A 23,034-nucleotide genomic window follows, 5' to 3' on the forward strand; every position below is an offset into this window, starting at 1 on the left:
TGAGTATTTGGGATGTGGTATGAAGTGGTCGAACCCTACACAGGGGCAATAGGTAGGCAATAAAAAAAGCCACTAATTAAGTGGCTTACATAGATTGAATGTAGTTATAGATCTAGTCGTCTGTTTGCATCAATTTCTGCATCAGTGGCGTGGCGTACCATTTCTATTACTGCATGCTTTGTATCATTATCCATCCAGAGTGCAACATTATTACCATCAGAAACAGTCATTACCTCATCGTGCATAAATTTATCAATGAATACGATTTTATCTCCTAACTCATAAATATTATTTTCACGGCGGTATTCGAGAAGTTCTTTGACTAAATCTTCGTGAACAATCCACCCAGAAGAAGGGTGATATATTCCAACCTCATCAACTGCTTCTTCGAAGTCTTTTATATTTTGAGTAATAATGTCTTTAGCCTTCCCATACCCACCCAACCGATCAATCAAACTCATTTTTGATTCTCCTTCTCAATGAAAGTTGGGTTATGTGGTGCAACCCTTTTTTCTTTACGCCATTTCGTAACATGACCAGGATTATGTTGTCGCCATTCCTTCATTTGCGTTCTATGAACGGCTTCACATAAAAAACACGTACAGTTCTTATTTCCTGTTTTTCTTTCAGCATGCTGCCGATAACGACATGGTTTTCCGGTAAAGTATTTTTTAAGACCATATTCTTTTGCTGTAGCACGTGAAATTAAATGCAGCATTATCATCATAGTCACCTAAAAAAAAGCCCACCCTTGGGGAAAGGTGGGCAAAAAGGGTAAGAACCCACAGCGCTATTTGGAGCATGTAACAGGACTCGAACCTGTATAAACGGAGTTGCAGTCCGCTGGCTAATCCACCTCACCCATACATGCATAAATTCCCTTTGATCGGCTCAGATAAGGGTGATCTGATTCAAGGTAACAACAAAAACCCGCCTAAACGGTTATTTCCACAATCAAGTATCTCCCAATACTTAATTCCAGAACTGTTGATTGCACGGTACTTTTATAAATGCGCCAGGATCGCGCTTCCCATCTCCACAACGTGGATTATCCATTCCTGCCGAAGCCTGTCTGGACTGTGCAAACGCCACCGTTCTAATGGCACTCCAAAATATCTGGCCCTGAGCGTAGGAGTCGAACCTACTGTGCATTGCAACTTGAGGGAAGAAGCAAAAGCACACACACCGCCTGTGGCCAAGGGTAAATGCCGTCTTTCCGAGCTGTCATAAGACCCCAACATCTCACCTTTAGGGACTTAGCATTGATTGGCAACGTGCGAATAGTTGCTTTATTCACTTACTTCCAACTCAAGTCTGTCAGTGAGTTATTGCCGACCTCATTAAGAGTGTGCGTTACCGTATCGCCTACGGATTCAATCAATGTGCTCGTCTTTCCGAACCGTCAATGGAGATTAAACAAACCTTGGCTTGTCTACCGAACGATGCTCACCACCACCCGATATATTTATAGTAAGTCGCCGGTTTACGACGGCGTGTATAAAAAAAATACAAACAGTTCAAAGTGGTAAATATTTTAATTGCTCGACAAAAAACTCAAAGGTTTCTTGCTGGATCGTCTCTGATTCATTGTCGAATAGCAGACTATAACGGTCATCGATACGACGGAATGAGAACGGAATACCATCGGCTGTCATGCAGTACAAGTCCAGTGCATCAGATGACTCATGTTCAATAGTGAACTCAGTATCATCAGTCCAGCTATTCAGGAAGTTATCGAAGCGTTCGCAAAGTGGCCCTTCCTCTGCATCCAACCAGTGCGGTTCATCTTCCTGCTTTGGCTGAGTTGTAATGGCCACAGCTATCGCCATGGTCAATGCAGACAGTTTGAATTGTGGTGTGCCAATTACACCAACGTTGTTATGACTCAACCCAGCACCCATTCATTTTTATAAGCCATTTCTTTAAGTGTGCGGATCGCAGCTGCAAAAGCCACTTCTTCAGTAATACCGTTCTGTGTGATTTCTGGCACAGGCTCTGGTGCAGCATGCAAGGAAATCGTGCACGTCCAATAATCCTGCTGATCACTGGTAACAGCCCAGACATATGCAAATGCCACAGGACCTACATACTTAAGAACCTGCTGTGTTGGAATACTTTCCCAAGGGAATTCAGGAGCTATAGAGAAGTTGATGTTGCTTGAACAATGCTTTGAACCTTCACAACTCTTCATCGGGTTACGGTACAGGTTATAACCTTCCAGTTCCCATAATTTATCCTGGGCCTTCTGAGCTGCCGCTTCTTGTGCATACTTAATACCAAGCGACACATCAAAGTTTTCTTTTGACACACAAGCGGTATGGCCAGTTGCTAAATAGAAATCACCATTTAGAAATGCATGAGCGAATGTAGAGGTCGTACCTTCTGGTTGCTCAAAGACGTATTGCACACGCTTCATCATTTCTTTGATCTGATCAAGTGTGACTCGTGGAGCTTCCAAACCTTTGTTTTGAATCTCTTGTTCCATCTGTTCATCTGTATGTGACATGAATGTCTCCTGGTGGATTATTTATGGCGATCTTTAGAATTGATGTCTTTGATATATGCATGCTCCATCAGGTACGACGCAGCCATGATGATCAGGGCGCAGATCGTCAAGGAAATGACGACCGCAGCAAGACCTAAGCGTTCCACTCGATAGAGAATTAATGAAAAGGCCAGCAAACTGAGAAGGATCAGAAGAATTATTTTTTTCATGTGCATCATCATCTCAAAGACTATGCAGATGATGATGCTGTTATGGTTTACGTCATGCTGTATAAAAATCAGGCTAACAACCTATTAATGGTCATTAAAAATATGCGGGAAATTACGTTCGCTATAAGTTTTCTTTTCTACAGATTCTTTGCCATAAAATGGATAGTCATCCTCATACATGTCGATAATTTTTTTTACTCCATTTTCCCAGGTGACAATCACATCACCACCATTCACTTCCAATTCTCCACGCAAGAGGTTTTGTGTTTGAATCACCATTAATGGATTATCTGATGAATCAAAAATGACAATAGCAATAATATTGGAATTTATAGGTTCGGATATACTCGGAAAAAGCACATCATCCGCATCAAATATCTTTTCCTTCGATACTGATTTATTTTCCAGAAGTACTCGTTCACTGAATGGATACTTCTTAATATCCCTTAAATTATCTTTAAGTTTTGGAACTCCAAACCCGCCCTTCTTTTTAAAAAGTAACCGAACATAAAGATCATCCTTCATAAGCACTGGATAAATACCCTCAGTTCTTAACCGTTCTTTTGCATACTGGGTCATGAATAAGTTGTTCATCACTTTTTCTCCCACCATACCAGCTGCATCAAATCACTTAACTTGTAATGCGTATGCTTGTTATGCACCCCAACAACAAACTTGTCTGTATAAAATCCCTGTGTATTCGTATGCTCTGAATGCTCATCTACATAATAGACCGCATCTTTCGGCGCTTCGTTAAGTAGCTGGATCACAAATACATTACCTTTGTGAGTGTGGAAACGTTTTGCTTGTTCAATATCCATAAAAATAGCCTCATCTGGTAATGAGGCTATTGTTTGGTACTGGGTTACGTCTTGGTGATTATTTATTAAGCTAAATAAATTACATATACTCATATTTTATAAGAGTCATGCAGGTTGCAAGTCACCACCTAAGTCAAATGGTTTTTTTTGTGCATTGTGATTAATTGCATTTTTTGCAACTTCCGTAGGTAAGCTTTTCGAACACATCGCCTCATGCGATTCGATAGTTGCTTTAACTTGATGGGGTTTGATATCAATCCCTTCATCCTGAAAGACACCAGAAATCTGATGCTCTTTACATCCACCTTGGTGCATTTCAAGAATTCTGTTTACATTACCCATATAATTAATGTGCTGGTTCCAAGTTCTTTGTGACATTTGATCACCTATAAAAGTAGATTTAAAAAACCTGTGGAACATTTTTTATATGTGTTCCACAGAAACTGCTGCAATCTACCAATAGCATGAATTATTAGTTTGTAAAGCTTAAAAATAACTCATTATTGTAAATTATCACTGGTTCGTGCCGTCTCAATTCCTTGTAGTCCAGTAGAAGGCTGTTGCGGTACCGGTGGATTCATCGGACTGGTATTCTGCTGTACCTGCATATCAGCAATACCTTCACTTCCGATCTGGGCACCTTCCCCTTCCAGGTATGGTGAACGAATATCACGTGCAGCTACTTCACCAGGGATAGGTAAGTTCGGATCATCACCCATTGGATTCGGACGCTGATACCCAGCACCCTGCATAATAATATCGGCAATCGGTGCAGCTTGTGGTACCTGAGCTACTTGTACCGCACCTTGGACTGCACTGTACTGCGACTGAACGCCTGTCTGTACAGCTTTAGCATCCACCAACTTGATATCACTCTCTGTCTTACGCTCTTTCAAACGCAATTCTTGTAACTTGATCTCATTGCCAGATTCTTTCAGTGCCTGAGCCACTGCATCCTTAATACGCTGTTCCACTTCCTCTGGTGTTGGCGCATCCACCGCTTCACGGATCGACTGAATGATGTCACGCTTAAACGGCGTATCTGTAAGCGCAATAAGGTACGGCAGAATCGTCTGCTGAATATTCGGTGGTAATGACTTGGTAACTTCGGACAAGGCTGCAAGCTGCTGGGCACGGAATCCGCTGGTACTTGGCACATCCTCAAGAATGACTTTAATCCGGGTACGCTGTACATCATTAGACAGATAGGTATAACCCATTGGATCTGTCTCAGGCTTATTGATATGTACACGACGCTCTGCAGTAATCGCATCACCTTCAATCACGACTACTTCTTCCTTGCTGCCCAAGTCTTCTACAATCATAGAAAGTAATAACTCACCGACCAGGGTTCGAGATTCCTTAAAGTGATCCATGATTTTACGCAATGCCTGATTCGACTGATCAATCTGCAGCTGCTCTTGCCGTCCACTGGTCGCAGTACCCTGACGGCCCTGAAAGCCTGAAGTAATACTACTGGTACGCTCAATCGAGATCCGGCTATCTTCCAGCAACTTAAATTGATGTTGATTCAATTCAAAGTCACGCTCAACTTCAAACTTTGCCCCAGTCTTGGCCATATGCTGCTGATTCAGTTCAATGTAGGCATCTGGACGTGCAATCTGCTGCATGATCTGGCCACGTGTCATCTGAGATGCACCACGTGTTGTGGTTACACGTACCGAACTTAAACCCCAACGCAGTTTAGCCTGTGTTGAATTAATCAGGTCTTGGCTGTACTTCATGTCTCGTACAAAGCCATATGGAATGCCGGTATTGTCCTCACGGAATCCTATGAACGGTACATAGGGGAAACTTTCATGCGGATATGGTGTAGGTCCATCGTATAGGCAATGTGGTCCCATCCAATATGAACGACGCATTTTAGCCACCGGCGCACGTTCAGGAATAGCATAACCATTTGCTGCAGCATAAATATGTGCTGGATTGCTTTCGTCAAACTCAACGATCCGGCCATCATCAAAACGGAGCATGGTCAGTTCTACCCACCGGCGATACCATACTTCTGAGACATTAATCTCTTTAGAAGTCTGATCGAACCAGAAACGTTCTGTCTTAGACCAGGCTTGAGCATCACCCCAGGCGTTACGTAGACCGGTAGAGTTGCCACCATCAATCATACTGTCATGTTGCCACCACAAAGCACCATGTCGGCCAATCGTTTCAATCAGTTCCTTATGCTGAGGAAATGCAATCTTAAGACGCTGCGGATGTACCCAGCGATTACGACGCAACCAGCGTGCATCACTCAGGTCATCTTCCTGGGCTTTCATGTCCCAATGGATTTCATTACGGTTTACGGCGACACAGCGATATGGATACTTCAGAGGATCTGCTTCACGTTTGACCTCAACCCAACCGATACCACAGCCGATCATCGGTCGGAATGCATCACTACATGCCTTATCTGCCTTGGATAATCGCTCAGCCTGATTCAATTTATAGTTCAGTGCATCTGCAACATCTTGTCCACCAGGCTCACCATTGGGTGTCACACGCCAGTCTGTCCGTGTTTCCAGCTCATGACCTTCAATGGCACGCAATGCAGGACCAATCATATTCTCAATGGCAGGAGGAATACCGATCAGCTTCATCCGGGTCAGTAATTCACTGTCCAGCTGGTTGCCGTCGGCATAGTCCATTTCTTTATCTGCAGTCGTACGCCAGTGTGGTTGCTGCTCTATCTCGTCATGGATCTCATTGAGCTCTTGGAGGTTCAATGCCATTTCATCTATAACTTCTGGCGTATCAGTCACTGAGTTTTCATCATTCTGCATGCTGCTACCTGTTCTACATTAGTCGCCAGTCGACTGGCTCATCGTTGTAGTTATCTTGGCGTTTTGGTTCATCTTCTGCGAACCCTACACGGCTTGTCATATCTGCCACATCTTCAATCAGACCTGCATCCTTGGCCTGTGCCCATTGACGCAAAGCATCGGCACCTTCAGAGCAGCCATTGGCCTTGTTAGGCTGATCAATAAAGCATTTATCTGCCTTGGAGAATTTCTTCTGATAGCCTTCGATACGCTCAATACCTAATTTGCAGCCGTCTTTATCGAACCAGGCATTCTTTAGATGCTTACGTGTGGACTGAATCCCATGAATCAGCTGGGTAATACGCGGCACGATGACAAAGTTATGTCCTGGTAATAGTTCTTCCAGCTGCTCCATTACAGACTTATTGAAGTCACCGAGTCGCTGGTGTGCAGCATCATGTGGTAGGAAATGGGTGTGGTAGAGATAACCATGAGAGGCAATCTCTGCTGCATAATGCCTCAGGTCTTGGCCATGCTTCTCGTAGTAGCGAATAAAACGGTCTTGGCCATTCATGATCTGCTCATACCAGATCGCACAACCATCATGATTCCCGATATCCCAATAGGTATAGACTGGCAGATCCAGTACTTCTACATCACAAATACCACCACGCTTGCGTAGTGCCAGCATATCCTTGGCATAGTAGTTACCATCTTTGGCCACCTGGAATGCTTCATCAGGGAATGATGGGAACTCTTGCCACATCTTGGATGAGTTACCGTTGAAATCCCCGTCACGCTGTTTCACATACCAGGCACGCTGATCTGGATCAAGACGCATCTTAACGCCCATCTTGTGGCGTACGATCTGCTCAATCTCATCAAAATAATCATGATCGGCATGTGTGATTGGCACAGTGCTTGAATCAATGCGGTACTTCGGTTCTTGCCACCAGGCATAAAAGTGGAAGCGGTAATCTTTATTGGTGAGTTTTTTACGCTGCAGGTAATTGCTTTGTGCGGTCTGAACCATGCCAAAGAATGAACCGTTACGACCTTCGGCAGTGGATTCAATGACCAGAATACCGGTAGATGGTACTGTTGGGATCGAACCTTCAATAACCTCGTCGTCTTTAGCAGGATCAGTTGCACAGATCTTACCGAACTCGGATACATGCAGACGGTGCAAGGTACCAGAACGAAATGAAGTCGCTACACGGATATTCGAGCCGTTATGTGCAAACTCAATCTCTGATTTATTACATGCCTTTAAAGGAAAACGTGCTTTGATCTCAGGTGGTAGATTGTCATAAGCAAACTTAATTTTGTCCTTAAAGATGTTATAAACAATCGGTAGATCCTGAGCGATAATGCCGCAGTTCTGGTTAGCATTGAACAAGGCATGATCTAGCCAGAGAATACAGATCAGCGTAGTAAAGCCAAGCTGACGTGCTTTTAAAATGATATTGCGGTACCACAGTCTTTCCAGGAATTTTATCTGGGCATCATTCGGTTTAAAAGGTAACTCATAGGTATCTGCTTCAATGACATTCCCGAACTCATCCTTGAAGTCATCACCCTTAATTTTGATCTTGTAAAGGCAGCCGGAAAATATCCGCCATTTCGGGTCAGCAAGACAGCGTTCCAGTTCTTCGGGGTTCGATGGCAATTCCGCTAAAGCGGTGTTATACATCATAATTCCACCCCTTTTGCACTAATGTAGTGCAACTTTAGAGCGCGTACGTGCATGAAATTGTTTTGAGCAGGGTCATTGGCCGTTTCGTTCACGTAGCGTCAACCTCACTGTCCAAATGCTCAAAATCAGAATCTTGTGCGACTGGCTGGAATGCTGAACTGTTGCCTTGTGAGATACGGTTAAGTAGTGCGGTCAAATCATCAGCTTTTTCTTCTTGTTTCTTATCCAGGCCATATGCTTGTACTTCCAGACCAACCAAAGTCTTGAGTGTGTCGCCCAGATCCTTCATCGACTTCACACGGTTCGGCAGCTGGATGATCTTCATGTACAGGTCATTCAGTTTGTCCTGGCCTTTGTCATCTTCCTTGCGCATGACATCGCCGAAGTCATCGAGCAGTGCAATGTTGTCCAGTCCGATCATGTGTTCAAGTTCATCGAACAGACCCATACATAAATTTCGGGCACGTTGGATATCTTTACGCTGATTGATCTGGATACTGGCAATCAGATTGGCATTGGCATCAATGGTCTCTTTTTCAGTGGCCTTATATTCAGGTGAGTTGCGTACCTCAGTGCGTACTACTTCAGTGCGTACTATTGCTTCTGCTTTGGCCTTAATTTTTCCGTTTAAGTCGCGGGTCCATTCTTGGGTCTTTGCACGCTTGCGAATAGCACCATCAGATACGCCAAAGGCTTGTGCTATCTGTCTTATAGACTGCACGCCTGCACGATATTCGATTTCAATACGTTCCCAATCAGGAGCTGTTTTCTTCTCTGACATCACACCACCTTTGCTTACAAGGTGATGATGGGAGTGCGCAGTGCGTACTGTCGAACCCTACAGTTTTACGCAGTGCGTACAGGCTTGATATGTTCCACGATTAGATTTACATCTAAAATAAAGCATGTAATATATTTTCACATACTTAATAAAATCGTTTAAAAAATGATAAAAGAATTTCCATATGATTCAGTCAGCCGGGCTATTAACTCTTTTGCAGTAAATGAAATTGAGGCTCGCAAACTTAAATTTGATCCAAAAGCTCCTGCATATATGCAATTAAGCAACCACCTAAGCAAATTAATTAAAAAAAAACCTAGAGCCGTTACCACATCAAAAAACTTTAATGTTCCTGATAAGAATTTAATTGGATATCAAAATTTAGTTAAAAAAATTGAGAGCGGCGAAGATATCAACATCTATCTCAGCACAAAGGTTAACGAACTAATGTTTTCTGATCGTTTTTTAGATGATTATGGCTGCGTACATTTTCATCTTGGTGAAAGATTAAAGGGCAAATACATTAAGCGTACTGGACCTGTTGCATTAGCCTTCGTGAGTGATGATGAAATATTTTTTATTGAAACCAAACCCCATGGTAAGGATTTCCCTTATACATGGTCGAATAAAAGCGTACTGGAAATACTTCATAGAGAGAGACCACATTTTATAAGTAAAAATAAGGTAACGACTTTGAAGGATATATCACCCAAGATATCTAATGAAGAAGATATAAATAATTTACGAAACAATGGATATGCTTTTGGTGTAACACTAGATGATGGATCCGTATACATGCCTGCAAAATTTGGCCCTGTAACTGTTGGATCATCTCAAAAGAAAAAGGAAAATGAAAAGGAACATTCATTATCTTCTCTAGCTTCCGAACATATGCTTCGCATGATGCAGTGTACGAGAGAGATTTATTTTTTTGTTAATCAATATATTCAAAAATATAAATTACAAATGAATTGTACAATCATGAATGTTGAGATTTATAACTTGCGCTCAGATAAACACGACCCCCTTCTCATTAATGAATTCGATATTAGAATTCATTACCGCAAAGAGGCTTTTTTCAAAATACATACGACCCATATTATTCGTTAGCAATTACAAATAAGTTTTTTATCAAAATTATACTTTACTCGTTGAATAGATCATCTTGTTTCCCAGCAACTATCTTTTCAATCTGATTAGAGTGCCGAGTGCTCCATTCCGTTATGGACCACTTTCATCAAACAAGCCTCCTTGAATTTTATCTTCATGGATCCGCTCAATACTGCGAGCCAATTTGCTTACCTGAGTAGCAATATTGTTGGTGACATAGTTCATGCTACGCCCCATCTCGATATTGCTGTACTGCATGGCATCACTCACCATTAAACAGCCAAAATCCCGTGCTTCTTTAGGTGTTAAGGTCAGCACAATATCATCACCGATCTCAATCTTTACCGTACCGTCATTAAGCACTGTTTTGGTAATCATGCGTGCAGGACGATGCTGCTGCACCGGCATATAAACACCACGTTCTACGCGGTTCACCTGATTTGTATCAACCAGATAACTTAAGCGATCGTCAATCTGTCCTCGGGTGAGATGTGGCAATGCAATCTGCAGAGTTTCACGTGTAATAATCTGCCCCTGGTTATGCAGATCCACACATGCTTCAAAAATCATGATAGTCGATGACTTCTTTTCATCATTCTGTTCTGCATCAGTGTGTTTCTTACGCTCGGCCATATCTACCTACCCCTTTAAATCAAATCCAGATCAAGTACAGTGAGCGTGGCCCAATGGACTGCACCTGTATCTATGAAATAGCAGTTATGACGTTTGACAAGCTGTGGTGAAACGCTATGGCCAAGTATCACTGCATGCACATTTTCAACCGCTGAATACTGAGTTCCTTCCCAATCCCCGAAACGATCACGTCCCCACATTACGTGATCTGCTACGTGGCGGCCTTCATTCATTGAATTTAAGTCGTTTTTGAAGGTATCCCAGTTGTTGTGTTCAATATGGCCATGCACAAACCCAAAACGCTTGCCCTTATAGTCAACTTCAATCGCTATAGGCAACTCGGCAAAGGTGTGTGCAATGTTGTACATAGCTTGGCCATCGAGCATATAAAACCATTCACCACCATTGGCGATATGGCAGCGCTTTGCAGATTCGTTATGTAGGCCTTGAACACATAGATCTTCATGGTTACCACGTACAGCGCTAAACCATGACTGAGAAAGTAATTCGATGCACTGCAGGTTTTGTGGTCCACGATCCACCAGGTCACCTACTGAAATCAGATGGTCCTTTTCAAAATCAAAGCCGATCTGCTGCAATTTATTCATGAGCAGGTTATAGCAGCCGTGTAGGTCCCCAACGGCATAGAGCTTTCCTTCAATCTGCTTTTCCAATTTTTTGAATAGTGCCATTTAGACCTCTGTAATCTCTATACCATGCACCGACATCATCAGGTGGCGCTTAATGCGATAAGTATCATTTTTACGTGTTGCTATGCTTTTAACGTCTTCCACAATCTGTTGGCCATTACGCATATAAACAAAGTCTGCAACGTAACGTAATTCTGGCTTAGCCCGCAATTCACTGCTGAACTTCACCTTAGGTGCAAGTACAAACGGAACCTGCATCTTTAAGTCCTGGATAATTCCATTACGTTCCATGGCTTTTAAAGTGGTGTACCGACGTTCCTCTTTTTTTGAATCAAACTTAAGCCCGTCCTTTTCGGTCTTAATGTTGTTGTATTTTGGAATTTTCTTTTTTGGATCAGGAATAGACTTAGCGCACAAGTGCCCCAAGCCTGCTTTCCTAAGTTCCCGATCAGTCAATACCGCTGGCATAGGCTATTTATTCAACAGCCAGATCCCAGGCACAAACCAGCCCGGTATTTTCAGCCATAAGCTCATCCAAAGTTTTAACCTCTGGTAAGCCAGTAACTGCTTTTTTCGTATTTGACTTGAAGGTCGCCATAACACGACGTTCAAAGTTGAAATACATCCCTGAAGCAGCTAATGCACGATGTAAAAGATTTTGCTTAAGATGCATGTTGTTCCCCGTAACTTTTCCCTTGTAATCTCTGTGAGTACTGCTCTTGTACCCATAAAGATCGCAGATTTCTTTCAGCTACTGCCGTACCCTGTTTTAGCCATGAAGTTACAGCCAGATATTCTTTGTAGGCCGCAAGACTCTTAAACTCGACATCAGCACTGATATAAATCTGCATACATTCGATGGCATGACCATCAGGTATATCCTTTCGGGCATCAATCGCATCGGCTAGCTCTTGCTTTAGACCTTTCCAGCCGACCTTCTTTAAACCCCTACCCATATCCACCTTGGCATCTGCCTTACCTTGCCAAAGTTCACAGTGATGCATCTCTGGAACTCTTTGCTCATAAGGCACAGTGACCATGTTGGTTTCTTCTTCATAGATATTCATCAGGTGAATATTGGTATGAATAAACCACTCACATGGCTTGATATGATCGAGCACCAGGACAATACCCATGTTCTGCCAATCGTATGCCCCTAACGCTATATGGAACGGTAACGTCTTGCTGTCTGAAAAAAGATCAAATAATTCTTTTTCATCTAATTTCTTGCGTTCGATGTACTCATGCACATGATGGCCAACATATTCCATTTCCATTGGGAACTTTTGAGCCATGTCACGACGCAATAATGCGTCGTGCTGGAACTGTCTGGTCGCTGCTGGTGATACCCGGTTTGGATTGAACTTTTTCTTACGAACTTTTATCTTGGCCATTTTTCTTTCTCGATTTCGCACAATCCACACAAGCACTATTTGAAACGTAACGCAGTTTTAAGCCACATTTTTTACATGGCTTACCTTCATAGGTATCCGCCTCATGTGTTCTATAAACCGTAGTAGACTGTCGTGCTCCACCCTTGCTTTGTCTGCCCTTGCTGACATATTCCATTTCCGCTGGTTTATAGCCGCTTTGTCCTGCTGGGATTTGGGTAATCTGGTTGCCCTGTTTCTTAAATTTTGCGACTTCTTTTTCCCAGTACTCGCGCTGTGTCTGTTTCAGCTCAGGATTTGTAAATTTGTGAACGACTAGCTCAACACGTGGCATAAATGTGTCTTGGCCTAAACTCATGCGGTAATCACCCTGTAATACTTGATTGAAATTTTGATAAAGTATTTGAAGCTTTTGAAAGACTAATTTCTCTTTCCATGCTTCGTACTTTTCGTTCTAAGGCTTGGTTATGCATTTCAAGCTTGGAATAATTCCTTTGCATATAAAGAACCTGCTCTGGATCCTTCAATCTGGCCAATGCCATAGTCAGAAGATTCATTTCGTTTTGGATATTTCTTTCTTCAAAGGCCAGTAATTCAAGATTCTCTTCAATTTTTCGATGGTCCGGCCAGCTCTCATTTTTTTTGCTATACGGATTGAGTCTCTTAATTCTTGGCACAGCCAGGACACCAGCAACTACCTTACAAATGCCCTTAGGACTGACATAGATCAGGCCCCATTTTTCTGGGACTTCTTCAGGCTTGATTAATCCGGTTGGACAGATGTAATAGCGATATTTACCCATACCCTGTGCCGGATTAAGGCGATGAGGTTTATTTTTATCTACCAGAAAGTCAGAGCGACTTGTCTTCGCTTCAAGTAAAAATGTACCCATACCATTTCGATTCAAACCATGCCGTACACCGAAAACATCCGGGTTTTCCCCATAACAAGCCGCCTCAACAATGGTGAAGTGACAGCCGTGGCCGTTAGCAGATTCAGGGCGTTTTAAAAACTTTGCTCCAATTTCACATAGATCACGGTGATTCATAACTCACCTCGCAGGGCTTTCTTGATCTCACCAATGCAATATCGAATTGCAAAAACTCGCTCGGATTTTCCAGACTTCTTGTTCTGCTCTAGTGCAAATTCAAGCTGCTTGATTAAGCTCGCAGAAGAAGTTCTTAAATTGTCATTTTCCTGCTTAGCCTGGTGAAGCTCCTGAGCCAAACGATCTACTTCTAAAATAGCCTGCTCTCTTGTGAGTTCCTGATCCGCAAAACACTTCCCATCAGCATGACAATAACCATCACTGCCACAATAACCAGAGCCGTGCTTGCAACGGATCACCGCATCCGCCCAAACATTGTGATTCTTGCTTAACAAGTCATGTTCACACGGTATTTTTATTGCTTTCATGACACATCCCCAAAATCAAAAGCTGACTGGTGAACAGCAGGCTGACGATCCAGCAAAGGTCTGGTCATATCAGACAACAAACGCTGTTCTTCTGCTTCAACCAGTGGCATAGCATTCATAATATTGCGGTACTCACGGTTACTTAGGCTCTGCTCATTGGATGGCAGGGTGATATACAGCACCTGGTCTTCAGTCATATCCACAAACTTTAAAATCATCTTGCGACGTGACAGGTTTTTAGTGCCGGCATTGAACCAGTTCTTGATTCGGCTTAATTTGATCAGACCGCAAAACTCATTTGGATCTTCACAATGGTGGTGAACAGGACGTGGTTTAAAGTTTGGTCCTGGTAATTCAGTGATCTTCCCCTTGTACCCCTTTAGCATTTCATCCAGTGCACGACGTTGCGCCTGCTTCTCTGAATAATTCCCCACGTAACGTGCCGCTTTTTGTGCTTCTATGTGCTGTAAAGTCATCTCAATTCCCCTCGAAGATGCTTAATTAATTTTGATAGAGATCCTGAACCTGTCTGTGTTATGCAGCGATATCAGGTAAATCCCCATTAAATCCAACCTGTTTTAAATAACCTTCCCACTTCTTGGCCTGGGCCGGATCTTTGAGTTTCACGGCGATACGGGCAGCAAGTTTTTCGTAGGATTCCCCTGGTTCACTGAACTTGCTGGCAAATTCAGGATGCTGAGAAAGCTTTTGTGAAAAAGTAAAAATTTGTTTTTCAGAAAGCTGATCAGTCTTATGAGATGCACCTGCAGGTTTTACAGAAGTTTCTTTTGAATATTTATTTCGGTATGCGTTGATCACCCAGTCAGCGAAGTGATAAATCATCAGCTCATCGCTCATTAGTTTTTCAGCGTTGTAAACTTCAAAGGCACGTTTTTCACGTTCAATCCATTTCGAATCCACGATGATTTCAAAATCGATACTGTCATCGGTCAAAAATATTTCTTCACGAAGTTTGTTAAAACAAAACCATGATTTTTTATTTTTAGATTCTATTGATAGATTCTTTGAAAGATTCCGTGTCCCAACGTTGGGACTCTTTCCACGGAACGTTGGGACTCTTTCGACGGAACGTTGGAACTGTTCCGTTGTTGGGACTGTTCCAATATTGGGACCCTTTAAATCCTCGTTTTCAGCGTCAAAGGATTCCATTGTTGGGACTGTTTCACGGCCATTTACACCGATCAAACGATAGACTTTGACCTGCTTTGTTCTGCCCTTTCTTTCCCCCGTATCTTCGATCAATCCATCCTGAATCAGCTCATCAATAATCTTGAGTACAGTCTTGCGATCCATCTCGGTGTCTTCCACCAGACGTGCAATACTCGGATAAGCACAGTGATCTTCACCTGCTCGGTCAGCCAGTGACAGAAGGACTAAACGCTTAAGAGGTTTAGTACTTCCGCCAGGCTTTTGTTTCTGGCGCACTTTCCATGCCCAGGTTGTTGCATCTAAGCTCATACTTCACCATCCTCACCAAATAACTCATCCACCAGGTCATTAATAGCCTCAATGATGGTGGTCCCCGTTTTCACGTAGGTATCATCTGGTGCCAGCCCTAATTCAAACTCGCGTTGTTCAATCCGAGCCTTGAGATTAGGAACGTCTAAATATTCTGAGGTCATGCCGCTACCTTTCTATTTTTGTTGACTAACCCAGTAATTCGGGTCAGACCAAATGCAGTAACGCGCATATGTAAGAAAACGCGTTCTTTCCCATCATTGCGATTCACGATCACTGGTGACGTACGGTTGGTGAATACCTTGTTCAAAACGTATTGAGCATGCGGCTGTAACTTGCGATCCGCATCTCGATAGATCCATTTTTTTGTCTATCAGAAGTTTGATTAGATCGGATTCACGGATGCCGATAGTTTTTGCACAGTCCCGTAAACAGTAGGTATTGGCAGTATCCGCAATCGTGTCGAGTGCTTCAGCCTTAGGTGCTAACTCGGCAATTTGCTGTTGTGCCAGTTGCTTGGCTTCAAATTGTTCGGCCCAGGCACGTGCTGCAGCAGCGGGATCAGTGAAGTCGGGAAGTAATGTATTAGGTTTTTTCAGCTCTTCTTCCATAGCTGTCATGCGGTCAAAGACTTGAGCCTGTAACTCATAACTGTATGACATGGCCAAAAGGCAAGATTCGCGTTTTGGAAAGTGGTAAATTTGACGCTGAACAGTTCCACCAGTGCCGTTGGTGTAATTAGCAGTTCCCAAAAAATTGGGAGCTACTTTTTCACCTAAAACTTGTGGAACTTTTGCCATAAAATGATCATGGCGTAATTCTTTATAAGGCTTTTCAGCAGTTGCAACTTCTTTACGGTGATTGTTAATAAATTCAACAAGTTCCACTGATGACATGGTAACCGGCTGTGTGCTATTATTAGGCTGAATTTGTATGATTGAATTCATTGTTTGAATCTCCTGAGATTGAAACACTTAGAAAGCCTGATCTGATACATCAGGCTTTTTCTTTGCCTATTGGGTCATTCCGATCTGATAAATCTGAGCGGTGCTCATAGTTCTTATCGTTCCCTGTTAAACCAAATATCCTTTGTTTAATCTTGGTCTCAGCTCTTAACTGATCGAGATGAGGCATGATTAAAGTTTCAAAAATATATTCACTAGCACCCTGCCCAGCGCGTTGCACTTCAGCTAAACCAGCTAACTGGTCTTTAATGGCTTGTGGCATATGCATAGTGATGGATGCATCTTTTTTAGGTCGTCGTTGTCTAGTCATTGTTTTCACTGGCAAGGGAAATTGCATCAAGCATTTCATGTGTAAATTTAATTGTTTTCGGAACAGTGTACTTACCGCCCGAATATTCCTTTTCAATTGCTTTCTTCAAATCATCTACTCCCATTTTCAAGAACCTACCTATGCGCTTAGCTTTCCAAGTTTGGCTTTTAGCTTCCCTTTGGTTGAGATCTCAAAAACCGCCTGGGTACTTAATGGAATGCCTTTTCGCCAATAATTAATTACAGATCGATCCCGACCAAGAATCCGAGCAAGATCAGCGTCACTTTTAGCTTTATAGAAAGCTCGTAAGTCGTCTACGGTCATGTTTATTTACCTAAACCACTATGTTTAGTTTATTGAACGATAAGTTTAGGAATATGTCAATTTTTTTGTTTAGTATTTTAAACAAATACAAGGTTTCACTATTATGCAAACTACATCAGACAGAATTAGCCAGCGCATGAAGGAACTAGGTCTGCAACATAAGGATTTGGTTGCTGCCACTGGAGCAAGCAAAGGGACTGTGACCAATTGGATTAATGGAGTGAATAACCCTACTGGAAAGAGATTGATTCAATTAGCTCAAACACTAAAAACTACCTCTAGCTGGCTTTTAACTGGAAATTCAACGCCTGAATTTACACAAGTCGAACCGTGGGATAGCACTACTCCGCTTGATGATGATGAGATTGAGATACCTTTCTTTAAAGATTTTTCTTTTGCTTGTGGTGGTGGTTCTATTGGCGAGGCTATAGCTAATGAGACACGCAAATTACGAATGTCCAAAGCAACATTGCGAAACCTATCTATTGCAAAAGAGAATGCTGTGGCAGCGACAGCTATCGGGGACTCAATGAGTCCAACTATTAAGGATGGCGATACAATTCATGTTGATCTAGGAAGAAAAAATATTAAAGACGGGAAAATTTTCGCTATTTGTCTTGGTGGATTGTTCTACTGCAAACGACTATACAACCTGCCTTTGGGTGGTGTGCGAATTGTTTCCGATAATTCTATAGAGTTCCCGGAAATGCATTTAAGTGCTCAAGAAATAGTTGATCAGCAGTTGGAGATTATTGGCTGGGTTTGGCAAATATCTAGTCTAGAAAGTTGGTAATAAAAACCGCTATATGCAGCTAGGGTAAGGTCACTGTATTGTGCTGAGATTTTTAAAAGGTAAGTTGCAAGTGACTAGAGTGAGCTACTAATACGCACTATATTTTTTAATATTTAAATTTAATTATTTTAAGGGGGAAATCCATGAAAATTAAGAATGTGGTATTTCATCATATTTTAAAGGAACAAAAAAGTAAGGGACCAGCTAGTGTAAAGCCGGAATATGCAAAGGAGCTATTACAACCTGATGATCCAATTGTTATAGACTTATGCCAGGATATATTAAAATCATATCGTGACCATAATCCTATGCATGGAAATATAAAGCATGGTTCAGATTTTCAGAATGTTTTACAGGGGTTCTTTAGTGAAAAACCGATTGAATTTATGGAGTTTACTGAGAATGTTTGCGGTCTGATTGAGAAAGAGCTTTCTAAAAGTTTCTTGGCAAATGGCGGTTTTGTTTTGCTTTTAAATTATGAGGACTCTCAAAAAGATTGGTTATTAATTGTCATGTTAAAAAATGATGAAGGTTATGGCTTAACGAAACTTTTAACTCTTGAAAAAAGACAATATCTAAATATTGAAAAGTTAAATGAATCAGCACGTATTGATGTAGAAAAATGGAAATCCAACTTAGTAAAAAGCGAAGAAAGTAATAAAAATTGCCTTTCTTTTATGAAAGGGAAAAAAACGCAGGATGAAGATGTTACTGAGTATTTTAGATTTGCACTTTCATGTGATGGATACATAACAAGTAAACAGAATACAAAAAATCTTGTGGATACTGTATTTAATTATATGGAATCAAAGAATCTAGAACCATCGCAAAAGGAAGCCATACGAGATTCTCTTTTTTTATATTTTGAAAAACAACATAAGCTCGGTGAGGAGGTTGATTTAGATACTATTGCCAACACTGTTAACGCTGTTGCCCCCACTGAGTTTACAGATTACTTAAAAGAAAAACAGATAGACATTGACTATACATTTAAACCAAACCCAACGAGTTATAAAAATTCAAAAGAATCGGTTACACTAATGGTAATGTAAAGATTAGCTTCACATATAATGATCTTAATGAAACAGTATTTCTAAATAAAGAGGGCTACTTGATTCTTAAATCAGTACCTCAGCATATTATTGAAGAAATTCATAGAGCTACACCACAGGCAATTGGAAAACCAGAATAGAAAATCACTCATGACCAATGAAATCACTTTTGAACTTGTACAAAAGTATGTTGAGTTAACTTCTTTCATTCAAGATGTAAATTCAACTGGAAGAAGAAGTATCGAAGGCACTATCCAGCCTTGTGATTTTGCACGCGTACAAGAAATACTTGATGAGTTGGTAAATAAACTTGGCTTATTAGATCCTTTTATTCCAGATTTTGATTGTGATGATGGTCAGATTATTATTGATTTTCCATCTTTCTATTATGAATCTTTAGAAATATTACTTAGAGAACAGCCATTATTTAGATCATCTCTTCCTGATCAAATCATATATTTCAAAAATGAAGATTTTATTTATATTCCGAAATCATCTAATAATAAAAAAAATGAAAATATAAAAAAATATATTGATTGTGTGGAATTATATAATCTATTAAAAATTAGCTCTGATCATATCTCTAAATCTATTCTAGATGAGGAGAGTTTATTTTTTCTGGGAAAAAGAAGGCTTGAGGTAGTTAATAATTTATCTACAACTTGTGATATAAAAATCGCAAAACTAGATGCTTTCAGGTTGAATTTCTATGAAATTGAAATTCACAAAGATCCTATTAAGCAGATTATTTCTGATAGTCTAATTAATTACTTTAATCATGATAAAAAAATATCAATTAATAATATTACAGCTAATTTTGATAATATTTTTGAGGTAATTAACAATAATTATAATATGTATCTATCTGAATTTACTTTTGAAAAAATAAAGAAAGAGGTGGAGAAATTCAGAACCGAATCTATAACTAGATTAAATAAAGCTTTTACTGATATTCAAATGCAAATTATTACTATACCTGCATCCTTAATAGTGGTTGCTAGTAGTTTAAAAACAGGAAAAGATTTCTCTTTTTTGGCAAACTCAATCATTTTGATGGGCGCTATATTTTTTGCTATTGCCGTATTGTTTATGTGTGAAAATCAAAAGGATACATTAGACAATATTAAATATGAAATTAATGCACAGGAAGAGACTTTTTCTAATGATCCACTTTTTTCAGACAAAAAAGAAATAACGGGAAACTTTATTATTTTAAATAAAAGATATAAAAAACAAATTCGAAATATTCTTATAGTAAAACTAAGCATTATTTTTTCAATTTTAATTATGTTTAGTATATATTTTTACTATAATTTTTTAAATTCCTGCCTAACAGTAAATATATTATTTTTAGAAAATTTTACTTGTATTTAATATAAAAAACTGAAAATTATTTATACACTCTGCGTAAGTCAGAATTTTATGAATTATATTAGACCTCTTGCGAAAGTATCGTTTTACCTAATTTTTGAATTGGCTAAAACCTTATAAAATGTAGCTTTGGGCTGTTTAAATTTTGACTAACGCAAGAAGTCTATTATTGTTCTATCAATAAAATGAGAATTTTTAAGATTTCTTAAGGCTATGATTAGCAACCCCCAACCCACCCTGTGTGGGTTTTCTTTTGTCTATTAAAACATAACTCAAATCTAAGTTTTAAAAAAGTTTATTTTACTAAACAAAGTGATTGACTCTATCTGTTCAGTTTACTAAACTAAATCTCGTAAACACAAAAAAAGCCCCGGCGGTCTGGACAACTACGGGGCTTGCAACTTGCGAGATCAATTATGAACAAAAACCCTATTCAAAGCAACTTGCCAGAGTTCGGCCAGTCAAGCATGACTTCTGAGCGTTTGTACCAGCACCCTGTACCAACCGTTAAACCACATTGGTTTAGCAACTTCTCTGCTCTTTTGCTTCTTGTTGTTTTATTTGGTGGCCTTGCATTGATGTTTGTGCATCAAGCAGACAAAGAAGCCGCGTATCAAGCTGAGGCAATCGCCAAAGCTGTAGGAGAAGCGAAATGAAATTTGCAGAACACATCGACAGCTTCCAACAGGAAGATCCGAATTTTCTAACCTACTACTGTGAACGCTACCGTGTAGGTACAGATCGCCCAGTGACTTATGTCCTTAAGCGTAAAAGCAGTGTTCAGGCACACAAGGAAGGCAATATTGCCGGTTTTGAAGTGCATAAACAAAAAGCTGACGGCAGTCTGGATCTGGTTGAACTGGTAAATCAAAAGGACTGGCTTGTAAAAGCTTTGAATCAAGCACGCCAGCCTATTGTGAACGCTCAACAACGCAATAAACGTACAGCCCGAGTAAAAGCCAATCAGATTCTGATTGACTCCGGTTTTTATGGTTCTGATGCGCATCGTGCATGGTCACGTCGCAATCGTACCCACTAAGTATTTTGATTTTTTGAGGGAAAAATCATGACAAGCGTATTTTTTAAACCCGCCCAACGTAAAAATGCAAAGCTGCGTTTAGCTGTTTCTGGCCCTACTGGTGCAGGAAAAACTTATGGTGCCTTGATGTTGGCCAAAGGTATTGGTGGTCGTATTGCTGTTGCAGATACTGAAAATAGCAGTGCTGAGTTGTATGAAGACCTTGTTCCATTTGAGCATGCGAACCTACAGCCACCCTACACTCCTGAAAAGTTCATTGATGCAATTAAGGCAGCTGAAGCAGCAGGCTTTGATACTTTAATCCTAGACAGCATTACCCATGAATGGTCTGGTGTCGGTGGCTGTTTGGAAATTGTAGATAAGCTGGGTAGCACAACATTCCGCGGTAACAGCTGGGGTGCCTGGAGCGAAGTAACTCCACGTCACCGTAAATTTATCGATGCGATGTTGCAGTCCAGCATCAATATCATTGTGACCCTACGCTCAAAAATGGAAACAGTTCAAACCAACAATGGTGGCAAAAAGAAAGTTGAAAAAGTAGGTATGAAGGCTGAACAGCGTGAAGGTATTGAATACGAGTTCACCACAGTTCTAGATCTCACTCATGAGAACTTAGCCATTGCCACTAAAGACCGTACACGCTTATTTATTGAACCAAGACCGTTGTCTGAAGCTGATGGTATAGCCCTAAAACAATGGCTGACTTCCGGTTCTGGTGATGCATGTATCGATGGTAATCAGTTTTTAGAACTTGAGTACTTAATGCAGCAAGCAGGAATCGATATTGAAAAGTACTGCGCCAAACGTGGTCTGAACAGTTTGCATGATGTCCAACAGCAGAAATTTGATGAAACCTGTGAAGGGATTCGAAAAATCATCACTAAAAACTCTGAGCAGGCCCAGGCGGCCACTCAGAAAAACCAGCAAGCACAAGCACCAGGTGATATGAAGGCTCTTTTCGATGATGCACTTAAGTCTCTGCCTCACACCAAGGATTTAAATATTCTTAGTGGCGCTTTAAAAACTTTCCAAAACACAGAATTTTTATCCAGTGATTCTCAATACGTGTAAAGCGCGTGCGGATCAGCTTGGTTACACATTCACAGGTTGAGACCTACTCATGCAAGTAGCAAGCACTGAACACAAAGGTATGAATTACCTAAACCACTTACCAGATCCCATCAAACCGATGGGATCCATTCACCCGAAACTGCGGAAAGCGTTTTTTGCATTCTTGCTCAATGATCACTACCGCATTTTGAGCGCCTGTAAAAAGAAAAAGATTGTGACCCTGGTACACCCTACCCGTGGCCAAGTCACGATCACATCTTCAGAACAACTAAATGCTGAAGGAAAAAAGCGTTACCAGGTGTTTTTTAAAGTTTATTTCAAAAAGGGTTCAGCTTTTATAGATCAGCTGAACAGTCAGATCCATATTCGCGTTGCAGCATAATTTTAGGGGTATCACACATGACACAGAAAAATTTATTGACGATCAACAAGGAAGAACTTGAGCACATCGTTGAAATCAGTAAAGGGGATGCTTTTCGCGCTGTAGTTGAACAGGTGGAGGCCCACTTGTTGAAACTTACTCTGATTCAAGCACGTGGCAACCAGACGCTTACCGCTGAATTGCTTGGATTGAACCGGGGCACGCTGCGTAAAAAATTAAAAAATCACGGCATGTTGAACTAATTTTACTGTTCTGGA

Annotated in this window: 31 protein-coding genes, 1 tRNA gene and 2 pseudogenes; 9 read left to right on the top strand and 25 right to left on the bottom strand. The window is 40.9% G+C overall.

Features of this window, described 5'->3' with window-relative positions:
- Positions 1-104: 104 nt before the first annotated feature.
- The 12 genes and pseudogenes from HADU_RS03945 to HADU_RS04000 all read right to left on the bottom strand — a co-directional run bounded on the left by HADU_RS03945 (position 105) and on the right by HADU_RS04000 (position 8,790).
- Positions 105-461, bottom strand: a complete 357-nt coding sequence (locus HADU_RS03945; protein ID WP_008303781.1) for a hypothetical protein — start codon at positions 459-461, stop codon at positions 105-107.
- The gene (locus HADU_RS03950; RefSeq protein ID WP_155756511.1) at positions 458-718 is read right to left on the bottom strand and encodes a hypothetical protein; all 261 of its coding nucleotides are present in this window, start codon (positions 716-718) and stop codon (positions 458-460) included. The genes HADU_RS03945 and HADU_RS03950 overlap by 4 nt, the downstream gene beginning before the upstream one ends.
- A gap of 77 nt (positions 719-795) precedes the next feature.
- Positions 796-871 (bottom strand) — tRNA-Cys (locus HADU_RS03955).
- A 646-nt stretch (positions 872-1,517) separates the two neighbouring features.
- Entirely contained in the window at positions 1,518-1,889 is a 372-nt protein-coding gene (locus tag HADU_RS03960) for a hypothetical protein (protein WP_227499330.1), read from the bottom strand.
- 311 nt (positions 1,890-2,200) lie between these two features.
- Positions 2,201-2,506: pseudogene (locus HADU_RS15825) on the bottom strand (Gp49 family protein); the annotation flags it as partial.
- Positions 2,507-2,523: 17 nt separating this feature from the next.
- Positions 2,524-2,715: a hypothetical protein gene (locus HADU_RS03970; RefSeq protein WP_008303785.1), complete on the bottom strand. Its 192-nt coding sequence runs from the start codon at positions 2,713-2,715 to the stop codon at positions 2,524-2,526.
- An 84-nt stretch (positions 2,716-2,799) separates the two neighbouring features.
- Positions 2,800-3,309, bottom strand: coding sequence for a hypothetical protein (locus tag HADU_RS03975; RefSeq protein WP_008303786.1), 510 nt, complete (start codon positions 3,307-3,309; stop codon positions 2,800-2,802).
- Positions 3,309-3,536, bottom strand: a complete 228-nt coding sequence (locus HADU_RS03980) for a hypothetical protein (protein WP_008303787.1) — start codon at positions 3,534-3,536, stop codon at positions 3,309-3,311. The genes HADU_RS03975 and HADU_RS03980 overlap by 1 nt, the downstream gene beginning before the upstream one ends.
- Before the next feature lie 105 nt (positions 3,537-3,641).
- Positions 3,642-3,914 (bottom strand): hypothetical protein, encoded by a 273-nt coding sequence (locus tag HADU_RS03985; RefSeq protein WP_034592236.1) that lies wholly within the window; start codon positions 3,912-3,914, stop codon positions 3,642-3,644.
- Between the two features lie 122 nt (positions 3,915-4,036).
- Positions 4,037-6,334: a hypothetical protein gene (locus tag HADU_RS03990; RefSeq protein WP_008303790.1), complete on the bottom strand. Its 2,298-nt coding sequence runs from the start codon at positions 6,332-6,334 to the stop codon at positions 4,037-4,039.
- Positions 6,335-6,347: 13 nt separating this feature from the next.
- On the bottom strand, positions 6,348-8,009 hold the full coding sequence (locus tag HADU_RS03995; RefSeq protein WP_008303792.1) for a terminase: 1,662 nt from the start codon (positions 8,007-8,009) through the stop codon (positions 6,348-6,350).
- Between the two features lie 88 nt (positions 8,010-8,097).
- A complete protein-coding gene (locus tag HADU_RS04000) occupies positions 8,098-8,790 on the bottom strand; it encodes a hypothetical protein (protein WP_008303794.1) in 693 nt (230 codons plus the stop codon).
- A 165-nt stretch (positions 8,791-8,955) separates the two neighbouring features.
- On the opposite strand from HADU_RS04000, the gene HADU_RS04005 reads away from it, so the two are divergent.
- The gene (locus HADU_RS04005; protein ID WP_008303796.1) at positions 8,956-9,900 is read left to right on the top strand and encodes a hypothetical protein; all 945 of its coding nucleotides are present in this window, start codon (positions 8,956-8,958) and stop codon (positions 9,898-9,900) included.
- A gap of 111 nt (positions 9,901-10,011) precedes the next feature.
- On the opposite strand, the gene HADU_RS04010 is transcribed toward HADU_RS04005, so the two are convergent.
- The 13 genes and pseudogenes from HADU_RS04010 to HADU_RS04065 all read right to left on the bottom strand — a co-directional run bounded on the left by HADU_RS04010 (position 10,012) and on the right by HADU_RS04065 (position 16,772).
- Positions 10,012-10,533, bottom strand: a complete 522-nt coding sequence (locus tag HADU_RS04010; protein WP_008303798.1) for a hypothetical protein — start codon at positions 10,531-10,533, stop codon at positions 10,012-10,014.
- A gap of 14 nt (positions 10,534-10,547) precedes the next feature.
- Positions 10,548-11,225, bottom strand: coding sequence for a metallophosphoesterase (locus tag HADU_RS04015; protein ID WP_008303800.1), 678 nt, complete (start codon positions 11,223-11,225; stop codon positions 10,548-10,550).
- On the bottom strand, positions 11,226-11,651 hold the full coding sequence (locus HADU_RS04020) for a DUF1064 domain-containing protein (RefSeq protein WP_008303802.1): 426 nt from the start codon (positions 11,649-11,651) through the stop codon (positions 11,226-11,228).
- A 7-nt stretch (positions 11,652-11,658) separates the two neighbouring features.
- Positions 11,659-11,856, bottom strand: a complete 198-nt coding sequence (locus HADU_RS04025) for a hypothetical protein (RefSeq protein ID WP_008303803.1) — start codon at positions 11,854-11,856, stop codon at positions 11,659-11,661.
- Positions 11,846-12,577 carry a hypothetical protein gene (locus HADU_RS04030; RefSeq protein WP_008303805.1) on the bottom strand — a complete coding sequence of 244 codons (732 nt, stop codon included), beginning with the start codon at positions 12,575-12,577 and terminating at the stop codon, positions 11,846-11,848. Before HADU_RS04030 ends, HADU_RS04025 begins: the two co-directional genes overlap by 11 nt.
- Positions 12,555-12,932, bottom strand: coding sequence for a hypothetical protein (locus HADU_RS04035; protein ID WP_008303807.1), 378 nt, complete (start codon positions 12,930-12,932; stop codon positions 12,555-12,557). The genes HADU_RS04030 and HADU_RS04035 overlap by 23 nt, the downstream gene beginning before the upstream one ends.
- Positions 12,933-12,939: 7 nt before the next feature.
- The gene (locus tag HADU_RS04040; RefSeq protein WP_008303809.1) at positions 12,940-13,623 is read right to left on the bottom strand and encodes a hypothetical protein; all 684 of its coding nucleotides are present in this window, start codon (positions 13,621-13,623) and stop codon (positions 12,940-12,942) included.
- Complete coding sequence (locus HADU_RS04045) at positions 13,620-13,991, bottom strand: hypothetical protein (RefSeq protein ID WP_008303811.1); 372 nt, start codon at positions 13,989-13,991, stop codon at positions 13,620-13,622. Before HADU_RS04045 ends, HADU_RS04040 begins: the two co-directional genes overlap by 4 nt.
- Positions 13,988-14,467, bottom strand: coding sequence for a hypothetical protein (locus tag HADU_RS04050; RefSeq protein ID WP_004646831.1), 480 nt, complete (start codon positions 14,465-14,467; stop codon positions 13,988-13,990). Before HADU_RS04050 ends, HADU_RS04045 begins: the two co-directional genes overlap by 4 nt.
- Before the next feature lie 58 nt (positions 14,468-14,525).
- Positions 14,526-15,470 (bottom strand): helix-turn-helix domain-containing protein, encoded by a 945-nt coding sequence (locus tag HADU_RS04055; RefSeq protein ID WP_008303817.1) that lies wholly within the window; start codon positions 15,468-15,470, stop codon positions 14,526-14,528.
- On the bottom strand, positions 15,467-15,634 hold the full coding sequence (locus HADU_RS15490) for a hypothetical protein (protein WP_155756512.1): 168 nt from the start codon (positions 15,632-15,634) through the stop codon (positions 15,467-15,469). The genes HADU_RS04055 and HADU_RS15490 overlap by 4 nt, the downstream gene beginning before the upstream one ends.
- Positions 15,631-16,417, bottom strand: a pseudogene (locus tag HADU_RS04060) (phage antirepressor KilAC domain-containing protein). Before HADU_RS04060 ends, HADU_RS15490 begins: the two are co-directional and overlap by 4 nt.
- Before the next feature lie 49 nt (positions 16,418-16,466).
- Positions 16,467-16,772 (bottom strand): hypothetical protein, encoded by a 306-nt coding sequence (locus tag HADU_RS04065; protein WP_227499331.1) that lies wholly within the window; start codon positions 16,770-16,772, stop codon positions 16,467-16,469.
- Between the two features lie 400 nt (positions 16,773-17,172).
- Between HADU_RS04065 and HADU_RS04075 the strand changes: the two genes are divergently transcribed.
- The 8 genes from HADU_RS04075 (at position 17,173) to HADU_RS04110 (ending at position 23,019) form a co-directional block, all read left to right on the top strand.
- Complete coding sequence (locus tag HADU_RS04075; protein ID WP_008303825.1) at positions 17,173-17,862, top strand: S24 family peptidase; 690 nt, start codon at positions 17,173-17,175, stop codon at positions 17,860-17,862.
- Positions 17,863-18,005: 143 nt separating this feature from the next.
- On the top strand, positions 18,006-18,914 hold the full coding sequence (locus tag HADU_RS04080; protein ID WP_008303827.1) for a nucleoid-associated protein: 909 nt from the start codon (positions 18,006-18,008) through the stop codon (positions 18,912-18,914).
- A gap of 150 nt (positions 18,915-19,064) precedes the next feature.
- The gene (locus HADU_RS04085) at positions 19,065-20,288 is read left to right on the top strand and encodes a hypothetical protein (RefSeq protein WP_008303829.1); all 1,224 of its coding nucleotides are present in this window, start codon (positions 19,065-19,067) and stop codon (positions 20,286-20,288) included.
- A 413-nt stretch (positions 20,289-20,701) separates the two neighbouring features.
- Positions 20,702-20,941 carry a hypothetical protein gene (locus tag HADU_RS04090; RefSeq protein ID WP_008303831.1) on the top strand — a complete coding sequence of 80 codons (240 nt, stop codon included), beginning with the start codon at positions 20,702-20,704 and terminating at the stop codon, positions 20,939-20,941.
- Positions 20,938-21,324 carry a hypothetical protein gene (locus tag HADU_RS04095; protein ID WP_008303835.1) on the top strand — a complete coding sequence of 129 codons (387 nt, stop codon included), beginning with the start codon at positions 20,938-20,940 and terminating at the stop codon, positions 21,322-21,324. The genes HADU_RS04090 and HADU_RS04095 overlap by 4 nt, the downstream gene beginning before the upstream one ends.
- 27 nt (positions 21,325-21,351) lie before the next feature.
- Positions 21,352-22,395: an ATP-binding protein gene (locus tag HADU_RS04100; protein WP_008303837.1), complete on the top strand. Its 1,044-nt coding sequence runs from the start codon at positions 21,352-21,354 to the stop codon at positions 22,393-22,395.
- A 49-nt stretch (positions 22,396-22,444) separates the two neighbouring features.
- Positions 22,445-22,777 (top strand): hypothetical protein, encoded by a 333-nt coding sequence (locus HADU_RS04105; protein WP_008303839.1) that lies wholly within the window; start codon positions 22,445-22,447, stop codon positions 22,775-22,777.
- A 17-nt stretch (positions 22,778-22,794) separates the two neighbouring features.
- The gene (locus HADU_RS04110) at positions 22,795-23,019 is read left to right on the top strand and encodes a helix-turn-helix domain-containing protein (protein WP_008303842.1); all 225 of its coding nucleotides are present in this window, start codon (positions 22,795-22,797) and stop codon (positions 23,017-23,019) included.
- The last annotated feature ends 15 nt before the right edge of the window (positions 23,020-23,034 follow it).

This window comes from Acinetobacter sp. HA (assembly GCF_000264725.1).
Taxonomy (GTDB): domain Bacteria; phylum Pseudomonadota; class Gammaproteobacteria; order Pseudomonadales; family Moraxellaceae; genus Acinetobacter; species Acinetobacter schindleri.

Bases quoted from the DNA above. Each gene is read 5' to 3' on its own strand.
- HADU_RS03980 (WP_008303787.1), bottom strand. From the start codon at position 3,536: ATGGATATTGAACAAGCAAAACGTTTCCACACTCACAAAGGTAATGTA.
- HADU_RS04095 (WP_008303835.1), top strand. From the start codon at position 20,938: ATGAAATTTGCAGAACACATCGACAGCTTCCAACAGGAAGATCCGAAT.
- HADU_RS15490 (WP_155756512.1), bottom strand. From the start codon at position 15,634: ATGACCTCAGAATATTTAGACGTTCCTAATCTCAAGGCTCGGATTGAA.
- HADU_RS04035 (WP_008303807.1), bottom strand. From the start codon at position 12,932: ATGAGTTTAGGCCAAGACACATTTATGCCACGTGTTGAGCTAGTCGTT.
- HADU_RS04050 (WP_004646831.1), bottom strand. From the start codon at position 14,467: ATGACTTTACAGCACATAGAAGCACAAAAAGCGGCACGTTACGTGGGG.
- HADU_RS03975 (WP_008303786.1), bottom strand. From the start codon at position 3,309: ATGAACAACTTATTCATGACCCAGTATGCAAAAGAACGGTTAAGAACT.
- HADU_RS04015 (WP_008303800.1), bottom strand. From the start codon at position 11,225: ATGGCACTATTCAAAAAATTGGAAAAGCAGATTGAAGGAAAGCTCTAT.
- HADU_RS03990 (WP_008303790.1), bottom strand. From the start codon at position 6,334: ATGCAGAATGATGAAAACTCAGTGACTGATACGCCAGAAGTTATAGAT.
- HADU_RS04110 (WP_008303842.1), top strand. From the start codon at position 22,795: ATGACACAGAAAAATTTATTGACGATCAACAAGGAAGAACTTGAGCAC.
- HADU_RS04080 (WP_008303827.1), top strand. From the start codon at position 18,006: ATGAAAATTAAGAATGTGGTATTTCATCATATTTTAAAGGAACAAAAA.
- HADU_RS04040 (WP_008303809.1), bottom strand. From the start codon at position 13,623: ATGAATCACCGTGATCTATGTGAAATTGGAGCAAAGTTTTTAAAACGC.
- HADU_RS04055 (WP_008303817.1), bottom strand. From the start codon at position 15,470: ATGAGCTTAGATGCAACAACCTGGGCATGGAAAGTGCGCCAGAAACAA.
- HADU_RS03995 (WP_008303792.1), bottom strand. From the start codon at position 8,009: ATGATGTATAACACCGCTTTAGCGGAATTGCCATCGAACCCCGAAGAA.
- HADU_RS04100 (WP_008303837.1), top strand. From the start codon at position 21,352: ATGACAAGCGTATTTTTTAAACCCGCCCAACGTAAAAATGCAAAGCTG.
- HADU_RS04025 (WP_008303803.1), bottom strand. From the start codon at position 11,856: ATGCATCTTAAGCAAAATCTTTTACATCGTGCATTAGCTGCTTCAGGG.
- HADU_RS04020 (WP_008303802.1), bottom strand. From the start codon at position 11,651: ATGCCAGCGGTATTGACTGATCGGGAACTTAGGAAAGCAGGCTTGGGG.
- HADU_RS04030 (WP_008303805.1), bottom strand. From the start codon at position 12,577: ATGGCCAAGATAAAAGTTCGTAAGAAAAAGTTCAATCCAAACCGGGTA.
- HADU_RS04090 (WP_008303831.1), top strand. From the start codon at position 20,702: ATGAACAAAAACCCTATTCAAAGCAACTTGCCAGAGTTCGGCCAGTCA.
- HADU_RS04000 (WP_008303794.1), bottom strand. From the start codon at position 8,790: ATGTCAGAGAAGAAAACAGCTCCTGATTGGGAACGTATTGAAATCGAA.
- HADU_RS03945 (WP_008303781.1), bottom strand. From the start codon at position 461: ATGAGTTTGATTGATCGGTTGGGTGGGTATGGGAAGGCTAAAGACATT.
- HADU_RS04085 (WP_008303829.1), top strand. From the start codon at position 19,065: ATGACCAATGAAATCACTTTTGAACTTGTACAAAAGTATGTTGAGTTA.
- HADU_RS04010 (WP_008303798.1), bottom strand. From the start codon at position 10,533: ATGGCCGAGCGTAAGAAACACACTGATGCAGAACAGAATGATGAAAAG.
- HADU_RS04105 (WP_008303839.1), top strand. From the start codon at position 22,445: ATGCAAGTAGCAAGCACTGAACACAAAGGTATGAATTACCTAAACCAC.
- HADU_RS04045 (WP_008303811.1), bottom strand. From the start codon at position 13,991: ATGAAAGCAATAAAAATACCGTGTGAACATGACTTGTTAAGCAAGAAT.
- HADU_RS04065 (WP_227499331.1), bottom strand. From the start codon at position 16,772: ATGCAATTTCCCTTGCCAGTGAAAACAATGACTAGACAACGACGACCT.
- HADU_RS04075 (WP_008303825.1), top strand. From the start codon at position 17,173: ATGCAAACTACATCAGACAGAATTAGCCAGCGCATGAAGGAACTAGGT.
- HADU_RS03985 (WP_034592236.1), bottom strand. From the start codon at position 3,914: ATGTCACAAAGAACTTGGAACCAGCACATTAATTATATGGGTAATGTA.
- HADU_RS03970 (WP_008303785.1), bottom strand. From the start codon at position 2,715: ATGAAAAAAATAATTCTTCTGATCCTTCTCAGTTTGCTGGCCTTTTCA.
- HADU_RS03950 (WP_155756511.1), bottom strand. From the start codon at position 718: ATGCTGCATTTAATTTCACGTGCTACAGCAAAAGAATATGGTCTTAAA.
- HADU_RS04005 (WP_008303796.1), top strand. From the start codon at position 8,956: ATGATAAAAGAATTTCCATATGATTCAGTCAGCCGGGCTATTAACTCT.